The 579-nt window shown below is 55.4% G+C and carries 1 rRNA gene; it reads left to right on the top strand.

The features are described from left to right. Positions 1-579 (top strand): 23S ribosomal RNA (locus tag HCA44_RS20705); the annotation flags it as partial.

Below are 579 nucleotides of genomic sequence, written 5' to 3'. Positions count from 1 at the left end.
TTGTGTTAGTCGAAGTGGTCTGGAACGGCCTGTCGTAGAGGGTGAGAGTCCCGTAGACGAAAACATGGTGACTGTTGTAGGTGATGCCCGAGTAGCACCGGGCCCGTGAAATCTGGTGTGAATCTGTCGGGACCACCCGATAAGCCTGAATACTCCCTGGTGACCGATAGCGGACTAGTACCGTGAGGGAAAGGTGAAAAGTACCCCGGGAGGGGAGTGAAATAGTACCTGAAACCGTGCGCTTACAATCCGTCAGAGCCTGTGCACCTTCGGGTGGTGGGTGATGGCGTGCCTTTTGAAGAATGAGCCTGCGAGTTAGCGGCATGTCGCGAGGTTAACCCGTGTGGGGTAGTCGTAGCGAAAGCGAGTCCGAATAGGGCGTTGAGTGGCATGTTCTAGACCCGAAGCGGAGTGATCTACCCATGGCCAGGGTGAAGCGACGGTAAGACGTCGTGGAGGCCCGAACCCACTTAGGTTGAAAACTGAGGGGATGAGTTGTGGGTAGGGGTGAAAGGCCAATCAAACTCCGTGATAGCTGGTTCTCCCCGAAATGCATTTAGGTGCAGCGTCGCGTGTTTC

Origin of the sequence: Rhodococcus sp. HNM0569, from assembly GCF_012726205.1 — a bacterium.
Lineage (GTDB): Bacteria > Actinomycetota > Actinomycetes > Mycobacteriales > Mycobacteriaceae > Rhodococcus_F.
The sequence above is the reverse complement of the archived record's forward strand: the minus strand, read 5'-3'. Positions and strand labels throughout refer to the sequence as shown.